At 69.2% G+C, this 13,340-nt stretch carries 9 protein-coding genes; 8 read left to right on the top strand and 1 reads right to left on the bottom strand.

The annotated features are described in order from the left end of the window. Positions 1–59: 59 nt before the first annotated feature. The 8 genes from Cs7R123_RS04430 to Cs7R123_RS04395 all read left to right on the top strand — a co-directional run bounded on the left by Cs7R123_RS04430 (position 60) and on the right by Cs7R123_RS04395 (position 11,890). Positions 60–1,274 (top strand): GNAT family N-acetyltransferase, encoded by a 1,215-nt coding sequence (locus tag Cs7R123_RS04430; protein WP_212823611.1) that lies wholly within the window; start codon positions 60–62, stop codon positions 1,272–1,274. A gap of 207 nt (positions 1,275–1,481) precedes the next feature. Beyond that, positions 1,482–3,662 carry a DEAD/DEAH box helicase gene (locus Cs7R123_RS04425; RefSeq protein ID WP_212823608.1) on the top strand — a complete coding sequence of 727 codons (2,181 nt, stop codon included), beginning with the start codon at positions 1,482–1,484 and terminating at the stop codon, positions 3,660–3,662. 138 nt (positions 3,663–3,800) lie between these two features. After that, positions 3,801–5,420, top strand: a complete 1,620-nt coding sequence (locus Cs7R123_RS04420) for a serine protease (RefSeq protein WP_212823607.1) — start codon at positions 3,801–3,803, stop codon at positions 5,418–5,420. Beyond that, on the top strand, positions 5,417–7,735 hold the full coding sequence (locus Cs7R123_RS04415) for a tetratricopeptide repeat protein (RefSeq protein ID WP_212823605.1): 2,319 nt from the start codon (positions 5,417–5,419) through the stop codon (positions 7,733–7,735). Before Cs7R123_RS04420 ends, Cs7R123_RS04415 begins: the two co-directional genes overlap by 4 nt. A gap of 112 nt (positions 7,736–7,847) precedes the next feature. Then, positions 7,848–9,152, top strand: coding sequence for a VWA domain-containing protein (locus Cs7R123_RS04410; protein ID WP_212823603.1), 1,305 nt, complete (start codon positions 7,848–7,850; stop codon positions 9,150–9,152). A 50-nt stretch (positions 9,153–9,202) separates the two neighbouring features. Next, positions 9,203–10,201, top strand: a complete 999-nt coding sequence (locus Cs7R123_RS04405; RefSeq protein WP_212823601.1) for a hypothetical protein — start codon at positions 9,203–9,205, stop codon at positions 10,199–10,201. Beyond that, positions 10,198–11,535 carry an ABC transporter substrate-binding protein gene (locus Cs7R123_RS04400; protein ID WP_212823599.1) on the top strand — a complete coding sequence of 446 codons (1,338 nt, stop codon included), beginning with the start codon at positions 10,198–10,200 and terminating at the stop codon, positions 11,533–11,535. The genes Cs7R123_RS04405 and Cs7R123_RS04400 overlap by 4 nt, the downstream gene beginning before the upstream one ends. Before the next feature lie 16 nt (positions 11,536–11,551). After that, positions 11,552–11,890, top strand: a complete 339-nt coding sequence (locus tag Cs7R123_RS04395) for a CU044_2847 family protein (protein ID WP_212823597.1) — start codon at positions 11,552–11,554, stop codon at positions 11,888–11,890. A gap of 121 nt (positions 11,891–12,011) precedes the next feature. Here Cs7R123_RS04395 and Cs7R123_RS04390 read toward each other — a convergent pair whose 3' ends face one another. Then, the gene (locus tag Cs7R123_RS04390) at positions 12,012–13,310 is read right to left on the bottom strand and encodes a hypothetical protein (protein WP_212823595.1); all 1,299 of its coding nucleotides are present in this window, start codon (positions 13,308–13,310) and stop codon (positions 12,012–12,014) included. Positions 13,311–13,340: the final 30 nt, after the last annotated feature.

Raw genomic sequence — 13,340 nt, 5'->3', positions numbered from 1 at the left:
CACTGTGGCGCGGCACCACGGGTCGTGGTGCCGCGTATCGCGGAGAGGCGGCGGCACCAATGGAGATCCGTCCTACGACCGATCAGGACCTCGACGTCTTCGTCGACACGCTCCACGCCGCGTTCGGGCTCTTCCCCGAAAACCCGGCCGGCGGCCGCGGGGTCTGGTGGTCGGCCCTCGAAATGGACCGCAACCTGCTCGCCGTGACGGCGGACGGGCGGCCCGTCGGCACGGCCGGTGCGTACTCCTTCGAGCTCACCCTCCCCGGTCAGGTCGTCGTCCCGGCCGCCGGAGTGAGCTTCGTCGGCGTGCTGCCCTCGCACCGGCGCCAGGGCGTGCTCAGCGCGATGATGCGGCATCAGCTGGCCGAACTGCGGGCCCGAGGGGAGTTCCTGTCCGTGCTGCTGGCCTCGGAGGCCCCGATCTACGGCAGGTTCGGCTACGGCCCGGCGACCTACACGCAGCGGCTGACGGTGCAGCGCCACCGGGCCGCCCTCACCCCGCCCCGGGCGCGGCCGGCGGACCCGGCGAACGGCTCGGTCGAGGTGCTGCGCCGGGCCGGGTGCGGCGAGATCCTGGAACAGGTCTACGACCGGTACCGCCGGGCACAGCCTGGCGCGCTGTCGCGGCCGCGCCGCTGGTGGGAGCTGGGCGCGGGCCAGCCCCCGGTCGCCTCGGCACCGCGCTACGTCGCGGTCCACCGCGACGCCGACGGCGTCCCGGACGGGTACGCCAGCTACTCCCTGGGCGAGCAGAGCACCCTGACGGTCGACGAGACCGTCGCCGTCGACGACGCCGTCTTCACGGCCCTGGCCCGGTTCGTGCTCGGACACGACCTGGTGAAGAAGGCGGTGTTCAAGCACGTCCCGCCCGGGCACCCGCTGCGCTGGCAGCTCGCGGACTACCGCGGCGCCGAAGTGAGCGACGACACCGACTGGCTCTGGGTACGGCTGCTGGACGTTCCGCGCGCGCTGACCGCGCGCGGCTGGTCCACCGACGGCGACCTCGTCCTCGGCGTCGACGACCCGTTCCTCGGCGAGCACAGCCGCTATCTGCTGACCGTCCGCGACGGCAAGGCCTCCTGCGTCCCGGCGGACCGGGAGCCCGACCTGTCGCTGGACGTGCGGGACCTGGGCTCGGTCTACCTCGGCGGCACCGCTCCGAGCACCCTCGTCCGCGCCGGGCACATCCGCGCCCACCGCCCGGACGCGGCCGCCCGTGCCGACGCCCTGTTCCGCACCGAGCGCCCCCCGCACTGCCTGCACTGGTTCTGACGAAGATCACCGTCGGCGGCCGGTTGCCGGGCCAGACCGGGCTTGCCCTCGCGGCCCTGTACCTCTACGACCGTCCGGCCGGGGCGTGGCAGGGCCGTCGGCTGGGTAGAGGCAGGGCAGCGGTGGCGCGGCACCCGTCGGCTCGTGCCACCGGCACCGACTATGGTTCCCCCATCCCCGGTACGGCGAGTCTGGAACGAGGTCGTGATGGTCGCCGCTGCTCGCAGCGCTCAGGCGCGTGCCCTGGTCACCGACGCCGCCCAGGCGCAGCAGGCCGCCCGCACCCTGCTCGACGCCGAAGACCAGCTCGTCACCGGGATCCGCGAACTCGCCGACACCCACCGCAGGCGGCTGCTCGACGAACGCCTCCACCAGGCCGACCTGGCCCGGCTGCGGGAGGCGTCAGACGGCCGCCTGCGCCTGGGGTCGTTGCAGGCGGCCGGGCTGACCACCGTCGGGCAGGTCATCGCCCAGCGCCAGCACCTGCACCGGTATCCCGGGCTCGGGGCCGCCAGCATCGCCCAGATCGAAGCCGCGATCGAGTCCCTGGCCGCGTCGGTCGAGGCCGACACCGTGCTGCGGCCCGACCCGGACCGGCGCTCGCCCGCCGACACCTACCTGCTGCGCTCGCTGCACCGGCTGGTCGTGACCCGCCGCCGAGTCCGCCCCGTCCTCGGCCGGGCCCGCGAGCTGCACGACGCGGTCGCCGCCCACCTCGGTGGCGCGCGGACGGCCAATGACTTCTGGCGCAGCCTGTTCCGGGGCAGGCAGGGCCGCCGGGCCGACCGGGCGGCGCTGGCGGCGCTGGAGGAAGCGCTGCGGTCACCGCGCCTGGAGACGGCCCGCACCAGGGTGCTGGCGGCCGAGGCCGCGCTGGCGAACGAGCCGACCGACGCCCAGCTGTGGCGCAAGTACCAGGCCGACGCCGCCACCTATCTGACCCTGCTGGCGGAGGTGACCGGGCCGCAGGGTGGTGAGCACGGTCCGGCCGGGCACCTGTCGTCCGACGCCGCCGACCGGATCGACCAGCTGCGGCTGGATACCAGCCTGCTCAAGTCCACATTGCGCGGCTACCAGTCGTTCGGGGCCCGGTTCATGATCGTTCAGCGGCGGGTGATCCTCGGCGACGAGATGGGCCTGGGCAAGACCGTGGAGACCCTCGCCGCCATGTGCCACCTGGCCGCGCAGGGCGAGCGGCACTTCCTGGTGGTCTGCCCGCCGAGCCTGGCTGGCAACTGGATGCACGAGATCCGGCGGCACTGCAAACTGACCCCACGCCTGCTGTACGGCGGCGACGCCGCCAAGAACCTCGGCGCCTGGCGTGCCCAGGGCGGCATCGGCGTGACGTCGTACACCGCGCTGGAACGGCTGGACCTCGGCGATGCCACGATCGCCATGGCCGCGTTCGACGAGGCCCACTACATCAAGAACCCGGCGACCAAGCGCACCAGGCACAGCCGTGCTGTCATCGACCGTGCCGAGCGGGTCACCCTGCTCACCGGCACCCCGCTGGAGAACCGGGTGGCGGAGTTCGCCGTGCTCACCGAGCACATCAACCCCGCGGTCGCCCAGCAGGCCGCCGCCGCGCCGTCCCCCGACGCGTTCCGGGAGGCCATCGCCCCGGCGTACCTGCGCCGCAACCAGTCCGACGTGCTGTCCGAACTGCCCGACCGGATCGAGACCGTGCAACCGGTGTCGCTGTCGCCCGGCGAACTCGTCACCTACCGCAAGGCCGTCTGGGAGGGTCACTTCATGACGATGCGCCGGGCCACCTTCGGCGACCCGGCGCGGATCTCGACCAAACTCGACCACATCCGCCAGATCGCCGACGAGGCGCTCGCGGAGGGGCACAAGGTGCTGGTGTTCTCGTACTTCCGCGACGTGCTCACCGCGGTCGCCGCGGCGCTGGGCAACCGGGCGCACGGGCCGCTCACCGGCACGACACCGCCGCTGCAACGCCAGCAGATCGTCGACGCGTTCACCGCCAGCCGCAGACCCGCGGTGCTGGTCAGCCAGATCGAGGTCGGCGGCGTCGGGCTGAACCTGCAGACCGCCTCGGTGGTGGTGCTGGTCGAGCCACAGTGGAAGCCCAGTATTGAGGAGCAGGCCATCGCGCGCTGCCACCGGATGGGCCAGGTCCGGCCGGTGCAGGTGTTCCGGCTGATCGCCGAGGACACCGTGGACACGAGCATGCGCGAGCTGGTCGCGGGCAAGGCCGCGCTCTTCGACGAGTACGCCCGGCCCAGCGCCGCCAAGGACGCCAACGCCCAGGCTGTCGACGTGAGCGACAACGACGGCCCGCGTACGTCCGAACGGCAGATCATCGAGCAGGAGCGCGCCCGCCTGCGCGAGTCCGGCGACGAGTGGCACTCCGACAGCCGCCGGTGACGGCGGCAGCGCGTTCAGGACGCCTGGGTCGCGTTCTGTCCGGCGGACGGCCCCGCAAGGTGATATGACCCCGGAGGCCCTGCGGGAGGGTGGCTGCGGAAGGAAAGGCGCCCCTTCGTCGGCACATAAACTATGCCGGTGGATTTCACATCGACAAGTGTTGAACCATTGCCGTGGAGTGTGCGGATCGTCGACTGGCAGGGCGATGTGCTCGGTGCGGGGGTCGTCGTGACGAGGGATTCCATTTTGACCTGCGCACATGTGATTCGCGCCAACACCGGCGAAGTTGCGGCGGATGCTGTGGTGCGGGTCGAGTTCGTCGGACGGCCCGATCTGCCCGCCCGCGAAGCCCGTGTCTTACGTTGGTTTCCGCCGCAGGCAGACCATACCGGTGACATAGCCGTGCTGCGCCTTGCGAAGGCCGTGCCCGCCGACATCGTGGGAGAACTCCGACGGCGGCCGGTGAAGCGCGCGACGAAGGTCCGAGCCGTCGGGTTTCCCGTCGGAGCTCCGACCGGACTCGAAGCCACGGCGAGCGTGCGTACTTCGCATGGTCCACGCAACGAATGGGTGTTGCTCACGCCGTATGAACCGGGGCCGACCATCAGGCAGGGCTACAGCGGTGCCGGCGTGATCGACGCCCATGGCGACCTCATCGGCATCGTCGTGGCGGTCTATGAGGCGGACAACGCGTCTTCGATGATTCCGGTGGAGACGATTCTGAAATACGTCCCGCAGTTGGACCTGCAGATCACTGGCGAACCGAGGCTCGACCAGTCTATTGTAGACAGAGTTCGGCCGGAGTTCGGCGATGCCGCCTTCGGCCGGGCGGTCGCGGCCTTCCTGTCCGGTGTGAGCGACAAATCCCTACTCTCTGTCTCGATGGACGATGCGCCCACCGAGCGCTATGCGGAGCTGGCGCGGATGCTTGTACTGAGTGATCGTGAGCGCAGCCCACGCGAAGCCGACGGGGCCCCACCAGTTCCCCTGGACTCGGTGGCCGCTGCACTCGACGTTTCGGGCATGGACACCGATGAGGTCCACAGACGGCTCGCCGATCGGTTGGGACCTGCGCCGGCCGGCTCGGACAATGACCTTGACCCTGCGGGCCTGCTCATCGTGCTGATCGGGGTGGACGAGGCGCGCACCCCTGAGTCCCTGGTTCCGCGCATCGTCGAGCCCTTCGTGCAACAGGGCGCCAGGATCCTGCTGGTGTTCCGCCACGCGGGATCGCGGGTACGGGCGCTTGCCGACGCCTTTCAGTCGACACTGCATGACGGCGCACCGTTTCCAGAGCTGGCAGCGAAGATCGATCAGGTGCGGGCCGCCGAACGGATGGCGCGCGGGCAATACCGGGTCACGGCGCGCCTCGTCAAGGTCGATGTGCGGCCATCGGACAGCAGTTCGTCCTTGCGAATGGACCTCAGCGGGCTGCGTGCCGCCAGGAGCAAGGCCAGCGCCGCTCAGCTCGAGCAGGCGCGAGCGGCGTTGGCCGACCGGGCCCAGGCCGCACTCGAAGCGGCTGTCCGGCTGACCGGCTTTCTGCGTAAACAAGACGACCGCCTGACCGAATTACTGGGGAGGCTCGATTCGTACCGGGCGATGGCGGACAGCCTGTCCGGAGCCCTGCCCAACGCCCTCGGCACCCGCTACCGGCTGGCCGAGGCCGCGCTGATGGCCCGGCCGGTCGACCTTGCCGAGGCTGAGGCACTGGTCGAGGCGTATGCGGCCGCAGTCCGGGACAGAAGACCGAGGTGACAGCGATTCCCAGGTGCGAGTTCGAGGGATGCGACAGCACAGTCGACGAGACGGGCTTTTGCGAGGACTTCGGGCATCCCTCGGCGACGGCCACACTACCCACGCCGGGCGCCGCCGGCAGGGCGCAGCGGTCGGTGCTGTGGCGCGAGACGGACCGCACCTGGCTGGTCGCCGGCATCGCACAGCTACCCATTCTCGATCTTCCTGCGCCCGCCGAGGCGATCAAAGGTCCAGGCAGCCCCTCCGCGGGTCGCGAATGCGGGGTCCGTGGCTGCACGCAGAAGGTCGGACTCTCGAGCGACGGCCGTACGCCGGTATCGGCCGGAAAGTGCCCGCGCTGCAATGAACCGTTCTCTCAGATCGTTCTGACGCCGGGCGAACTGGTCGCCGGTCGGTACGAGGTCCTCGGAGTCATCGGCGAGGGCGGCCTGGGCACGGTGTACCTGGCGCGAGACAATCGATTCCAGAACGCCTACGTCGCGCTCAAAGGCCTGCTCAACGACCGGCATACGGTCGCGGCGGAGCTGGCTGCCCGTGAGCGGGAGACGCTGCGCCTACTCGACCATCCGAACATCGTCCGCATCTTCGACGCGGTGTCGCATCCAGCGCCTTCTGGCGAGGCGAGCCGCTACACGGTCATGGAGTACGTCGAAGGCCTTTCGCTGGAGAACATCGTCGAGCAGGCGGCGCACGGTGCGCTTCGGCTGCCGATCGAACACGTGCTCGCCTACGGTCACGAGATATTGACCGCACTGTCCTACCTGCACCAGCAGGGCTGGCTCTACTGCGATCTGCATCCCGGCAACGTCATGCGCGGCCGGGAGGGAGTCAAGCTCATCGACCTGAACGGCGTGCGCCGACACGATGACAAGACGTCGCCGCTGGTCGGCAGGCCGGGTTTCGCAGTAGAGGACCAGGAGGCGAAGTCCCACGGCCTGTCGGTGCAGACGGAGATCGTAACCGTCGGCAATACACTGCAGAAGCTCTTCGATGTCTGCGACGACAGCCGGGGGTCGGCGGCGATGAGCGTCGCCGTCGACTCGTTCCGGCTGCTGGTGGAGCGCGCGACCCACCAGCGGCGTGAACGGCGTTTTGCCAGCGCAGCCGAGATGGCGGTGCAGCTCGTGGGTGTGCTGCGCGAGGCGATCGCGCTCCGCACCCCCCGGGAGCGAACCGAGCAGTCGAAGCTCTTCGACCAGACGCCGTTGCTGGCCGATGCGGACATGTCCGCGGCGCCAGAACCCGGGCGCTGGATCGAGCACGGGCTGGACGTGGTGAACACGATCGACCAGCCGCCGCCGCCGTGGGTAGTCGCCACGAGCCTTCCTGTCCCGGTTCCTGCTGCGGGTGACGCCGCGGCCGACATGCTCGCCCAATTGGGCGCCCCAGACGCTCGGAGTCTGCTCGCGCAGCTGGAGCAACTGGAGATCCAGGGACATAGGTCGGTTGAGGTGTCGCTGCGGCGCTGCCGGGCCCACATCGAACTGGACGACGCTGATCAGGCGCAGCAGTCCCTCGACGAGGCCAGGAACCAGCACCTGAGTGGGGCGGCCGGCCGTCGGTCCGACTGGCGATTCGACTGGCACGAGGGGCTCATCCACACCCTGCGAGGTGACCTCGAGAGCGCGGCCGCGGCCTTCGGGGCAGTCATGTCGGAGCTCCCGGGCGAGGTGGCGCCCAAGCTGGCGCTCGGACTCTGCCAGGAGGCAACAGGTCCTTCCGCTGAGTGCGAGCGGCACCTTACGGCGGTGTGGCGCCGCGACCGTAGCCAAGCCAGCGCCGCGTTCGCGCTGGCGCGTGGCCGGCTCATCCAGGGAGATCGTCAGACGGCGGTAGCCCTGCTCGACGAGGTCCCCCCGATCTCACGCCACTACGTGGCGGCCGGTGTCGCTGCCGTGCGCGCACTGTGCGAACCGCTGCCCGCTGGGCGGCCGAGCCCCGACCAGGTCCGAGCCGCGGCCGCGCGGCTGGCCGGCCTGCGGCATCTGGACGGGCGTAGCGAACGCGACTCATCCCGCGACCGGCGACCCGAACGTGGCACCTCCCGCGACCGGCAACCCGAACGTGGCGATTCCCGCGACCGGCTGACGGTGGTCATCCAGCAGGCAGCGCTGCGTCTCATCGTGGACGGCATCACCATCCCGGATCGGCACGACCCGGTGCTGGGGCTCCACGCGACCGAGGCTGAGGTCCGCCGACGTCTCGACCAGTCGCTGCGCCGCCTCAGCCGGCAAGCGGCCTCCGAGGCCGGCCTGGCCGAACTCGTCGACCTGGCCAACTCAGTCCGGCCGGTGACCTTGCTGACGCTGTGGTGACACCCGCTGCGAATCCGGGCCGCCGAAATCAGAAAGGGCTTGAATGCAGGTACCTCTAGAGTTCGAAGTCACGGTGAGCCACAACCCGTATGTCTCACGGGAGGCGAAGGCGGTGGACGCCATCGTGGCTGTGACCGCGCGTGAACCTGGCGGACCTGCCCAGCCGCGCCGCGGATCAGCAGGCAAGGATGGTGCCAGCCTCGCCGTCGTCATCCTGGTGGACTGCTCGCACTCGATGGCAGTCCCGATAGAGAAGATCGAGTCGGCGAAGAAGGCGACCAAGGCGGCCATCGACGCGCTCCCAGACGGCAGCCGATTCGCGGTGGTGGCGGGTCGCCATGACGCGGTCATGGTCTATCCGCAGCACATTCCGATGCTCGAGTCGGCCACCTCAGCGAACCGCACCGCTGCGAAGGGCCTGGTCGACACGTTGGAGCCACATGGGGGCACCGCGATGGGGCAGTGGCTGCGCCTGGCGCGCACCATCCTGTCCAGGGATCCGTCCGCTGTCCGCCATGCCATCCTGCTGACCGATGGCAACAACGAGTCGGAGACAGTGGCCGAGCTGGAGCGAGCACTCGATCTGTGCGCTGGCGAGTTCGTGGCCGACGCCCGGGGCATCGGTGACGGCTGGGTCCCACAGCAGCTCATGCGCATCGCCAGCCGCATGCGGGGCAGGGCCGACGGCGTCAGCGCACCCGAGGATCTGATCGCTGACTTCGAGGCGATGACTCGCAAGGCGGCTGCCCGGCTGCTGCCCGATCTGACCCTGCGTATCACAGCCTCGGCACCGGCTCGGCTGCGGTTGTTGAAACTGGTCTTTCCACTGAACCAGGACATGACAGAGGACGTGCACTGGGCGAGCGAACACACTTGTACGGTCAGCACCGGATCGTGGCAGGCCGAGACCCGCCATTACCAGGTGAGCATCGACCTGCGCGGCATGGGCCGGGCTCACCCCACGGACGGCAGCCGCGTGGCATGGATCGACGCGGTCGTCGGTGAGCAGCGGGTGACCCCGCGGACCAATGTGGTCGTCGCCTGGTCAGAAGATCCGATACAGATCAGCAAAATGGATCCATCGATAGCCTTCTACAAGGGGCAAACCCAGCTTGCAGAAGCCATCGAACAAGGTTGTGAGGCGTACGACTCAAACGACCTCGACACGGCGCAGGCACGTTTCGGCGAGGCGGTGCGGCTCGCACGGGAGTCCGGAAACCAGGAGCAGCTTGACAGGCTCAAAGAGTTGGTCCACATCGACGACGCTGCCACCGGTGCGGTTCGGGTGCGCACGGACCTCCAGGCCAGCAAAGTCAAGAGAATCATGACCGGCCGCACCGTCACGGCGATGTCGCAGATCCAGGGCGTCGGCACGGCAGGCGTTCCCGGCGTGCCGGGCCAGGAGGCGGCTGGATGAGGCGACTCGGTCTGACCGGCACAGCACCTGGGTACTGGACCACAGCTCGCATGCTGCGGCTGCTGCTGGCCGGGTTGGTGGCGACCGGCGTGCTGACCCTGATCGGTCCGGCCCTTGCTGTCCAGCGGGTCCAGGACGCGACCGACGCCATCGATCACATCGTCAAGTCGCAGCGCCTCATCGCGCTGACTCAGGAGTCGCTGATCAGGGCCGACCGTGCGTTGGTCGCCAGCTTCGACGATCAATCGGTCGAGGTGCTCGGACGTGGAGTCGGATACGAGAACGCGGTGGCGACCGCAGGCCGGCGCCTGGCACAACTGGCCGAGCACAGCGTCGCCGACACGGCCGAGAGCCGGAATATCCAGCTCACGCAAGGACTGCTCATCAGTTATCTGGCGCTGGCAGGAAAAGTCGAATCCTACCTGCGAATCGATGCCCAGGCGCTTGCGGCCGCCTATCTGAGTTACGCCTCGCACCTGCTCTATCTGGAGATACTTCCGAAGCTCAAAGAGCTGCTCCACAGCAATGCGAATGCCTACGACGAGATCTTGGCCGCCGGACCGGAGAGCCAGCTCACGTGGGTGCTGTGGTTGCTTCCGGTAGTCATGTTCCTGTGCGGGTTGGTGGGAGTTCAGATCCTGCTGGCCCGGCGCTTCCGTCGGCTCCTGAGCCTGCTCTTCGTGGCAGCCACCGCGCTAGTGCTGGCGGTCGGCGTCGTCGCAGCCACACCATGGCTGGCGGGCGACCAATTGCGGGAGGAACGAAAGTACACGCATGATTTCGCCTACTTCGATCAGCAGGCCGCGTCGGCGCAAGCACAGCTGCTACCTGTTGTCGAGGGCCAGTGCCCGAAGTGTCTGCTGGATCAGCCTGTTTCGACGGCAGGGGGCGTGAAGGCGAAGGTCTCGGTGCCGGACTTCACGCGGGCGCAGGTGATCATGGAAGGTGTGGCGAGCGGGAGCATCGGCTGGACCAGCCTTCTCGCCGTGCTCGCCACGATCTCATCAGTTCTCGGCCTCGTGCCACGCCTTCGGGAGTACCAGCGGTGACCGTGCGAGTGCGGCCGCATCCGGTGGGGATGCTGACAGCAGTGATCATGGCAATGGCCGGCCTGACGGGCTGCAACACCGGCGGCGCTCCTGGAAAGCTGGTGGTTCTGGGCTCCTGGACCGGCGGCGAGCAGCAGGTCTTCCAAGCGGTCCTGGACGAGTTCGGGGCACAGCACGGTGTCGAAGTCGACTACCAGGGCACCCGAGACGTCTCGCAGGCCCTGCGCTCGCTGATCGAGGAAGGGCAGTCGCCGGACGTGGTGATCATGCCGTCCGCGGGGGACCTGGCAGCCCACCAAGCGGAGTTCCGCTCACTCGAGTTCCTGGAGACAGCGCCTGAGGACTCGCCGAACCGCATGCTGCGCGACGCGAACCGGCCCTACGCGATCGCCGTCAAGACCACGTTGAAGAGCATCGTCTGGTTCGATCCTCGCGTAGATCAGGAGTTCGTTCAGCACCCACCGGCCAACTGGAGCGAGCTCCGTTCGGCCGCCGCCGCCGCGTCGGCCCTGCGCGACCGCGCGGGCTGGTGCATAGGTCTGGGTGCCACCTCGCAGGCCGGCTGGGCGGGAACAGACTGGATCGAGGACATCCTGTTGCACCAGGCCGGACCCGGCGAGTACGCCGACTGGGCCTCGGGCCGCCTCTCCTGGACATCGCCGAGTGTCGAAAAGGCATGGGAGACGTTCGGCGGGCTCTTCGCGCCCGAGAATATGGTTCTCGGTGGGCGCACAGGTGCGCTCCTCACCACTTACGACGTGGCCGGCACGCCTCTCCTGCAGCGGCGTTGCCGGTTCCATCATCAAGGCTCCTTTATGGCCGGCCTGCTGGCAGCCTCCGGGTCGCCGGCCGTGGGCGCGCCCGAATCGCCCGCAGGCAGCCCTGGAGCTCGTGCCAGCTTCGATTTCTTCCCATTCCCGGAGTCCGAGAGCCGGCAAGGCTCCAAGGTCTTCGAGGTCTCATCCGACTTCGCCGCGCTGATGACCGACGACCAGAATGCCGTCGAACTTCTGCGATATCTGACACCTGCGGCAGGTGCGCAGCGGCTCTGGTTCGAACAGGGCGGAGCATCGGCGGTTCCGGCCGATGGCGACCATGGCCTGATCAACGACAAGCTCGCCGCTCTCGCCAACGCGAGCACGCTCTGCCTCGACGCGTCCGACACGATGCCTCCGGAACTGGCCGCCGCGTTCGAGCGGGCCGTCCTCGAATTCGTTGCAGGCAAGGCTGAACTGAAAGGCCTGCTCCGTCAGCTTGAAGAACTGAGCCGGCCCTTCCATCCTCCCCAGCAAAGCGAAAGCTGGAGTTCGCAGTGCGTCGCCCATGCCCCCTGATTAGAAAGGATCCTCGATGCCGATACTCGAGTTCAGCACCGCCGACGGAGGTCATGTGTACGTCGAGGGCGAGGTGTTGGACATGCCGACCGGACCCCAGCGGGCCTCGCCTCGGGGTAAGGCCATCGTCGTGGTCGGGCGCGCTTTCGGCGAGGCGCTCGGCCAGGCGCGTGACGCCGCGGTCGAGGCCCTCCGCACGTTCCGGCAGGGCGACCTCGACCCCGACGAGATCGAGTTGGAGTTCGGCGTACGCCTGACCGCAGAGGCTGGGGCGGTGATCGCCAAGACCGCCGCTGAAGGCAGCCTGACCGTCAGGCTGCGCTGGGAGGGCAAGCGGAGCAGCAACAATGAGTGACGTGTGTCACCTCATGCGGGCGCGCGGTTGCCGGCGTCGCTTCTGCCACGGTTCTGCCGCTGCCCAGGGTCTCGCAGGGCCCATCGCAGTGTGACCAGAGGATCTGGGCAAGGGGTGCTGCTCACACCACCTCCCATAGCGGGAGGTGGTTCAGGGCGGGCCGGTCCTGGTCCTTCTCGGTGCTCATCACGGGCGACCACAGGGTGCGTACGCCGCGCCGATTGGCGATGTCCAGTCCGTTGCCGCAACCCGGGCAGGTCAGTCGGCCCGATGCCAGGTCGGCCGGGTCGGCGGCGAAGTAGCCGAAGTAGTCGACCGGGCCTTCATCGGCCGTGGCCATGTGCGCCGCCCAGTCGACGTCGGCCGCTTGGCGGTGGTGCGGGTGGCACTGCGGGCAGGGCACCCGGACCTGGTGCCAGAAGTCGTGGGTCTGGAATTCGGGCTGGTAGTAGCCGTAGCGGGTGCGGACGGCGCGGGCGATGAGGCGGCCCAGGCCGCGAGCCGGCACCTGGGTCTCCGGCGCCGAGGTCACCGGGTCGGTGTTGTTGATCAGGTACACCAGCCGCAGGGCGTGGTCCGACGTCGGGATCGGGATGCCGTGGTCGAGGGCGGCGGCCAGGGGCGCCAGGTCGGTACGCGCGGCCGAGGCGGCGAAGTGGACCTCCGGCCGTTCCAGGTCCTGCCTGCCGCGTGCCGGTGGGCGGTAGGCCAGCCACAGCAGCACCAGCAGCTCCGACGCGGTCCAGAACGAGTCGTAGTAGTCGTCGCTGAGGAGGACGACCGCGCGGCGGGTCGCCTGGATCTCGCGCATCAGCCGGGCCACGCCCTCCCACAGCTGCTGCCGGGTGACGACCTCGGTGGGGTAGGAGTACTCGTTGGGCGGCACCATGCGCACCGACACACCGTGTGCGGCCTCGAACCGGTCCCGCCAGGCCTCGGCCTGCGCCTGGTGCGAGCCGCGGAAGCTGAGGAAGTAGTCGGCCGGGTGCTCGTTCATCCAGTAGTGGGCGGCCATGCGCGGGTAGGTTCCGGCCCCGGCCGGGCCGACCAGGTGTTCGTGCAGGTGCCGGTCGAGCCATTCGCCGAGCAGCTCGTTGGGGAACGTGTGGCCGTGGATCGGCGCGCACTGGTGCTGCCCGAGGACGTTTCGCGGCAGCGGGGTGCGGCTGACCAGCAGGTTGCGCGGATGCAGCTTCGCCTGCATCGGCATGGCGGCGTAGACGTTCTCCGGGCCCTCCACCGACAGGTCCCACACCACGAAGGTACGGGTGAGCTGCACGGCCAGGCCCGCGGCGCGGGTGGCGCCGGCCGGGATCACCTGCACCGGCAGGCCGTATCGGGTGCACAGGGGCCGGATGAAGTCGTCGAGCAGCTGCTGTCCGGCGTCGTTGGCGGGGTGGAACACGGCGAGGGACTTCACGACTGTCCATTGTGCTCGACGCCCGCCGGA

Source organism: Catellatospora sp. TT07R-123, from assembly GCF_018327705.1.
In the GTDB taxonomy this organism is placed as follows: domain Bacteria; phylum Actinomycetota; class Actinomycetes; order Mycobacteriales; family Micromonosporaceae; genus Catellatospora.
The sequence above is the reverse complement of the archived record's forward strand: the minus strand, read 5'-3'. Positions and strand labels throughout refer to the sequence as shown.

What these genes read in the sequence shown, in the direction of transcription:
- Cs7R123_RS04425 (WP_212823608.1), top strand. Translation starts at nt 1,482, where the DNA reads ATGGTCGCCGCTGCTCGCAGCGCTCAGGCGCGTGCCCTGGTCACCGAC.
- Cs7R123_RS04430 (WP_212823611.1), top strand. Translation starts at nt 60, where the DNA reads ATGGAGATCCGTCCTACGACCGATCAGGACCTCGACGTCTTCGTCGAC.
- Cs7R123_RS04405 (WP_212823601.1), top strand. Translation starts at nt 9,203, where the DNA reads ATGCTGCGGCTGCTGCTGGCCGGGTTGGTGGCGACCGGCGTGCTGACC.
- Cs7R123_RS04395 (WP_212823597.1), top strand. Translation starts at nt 11,552, where the DNA reads ATGCCGATACTCGAGTTCAGCACCGCCGACGGAGGTCATGTGTACGTC.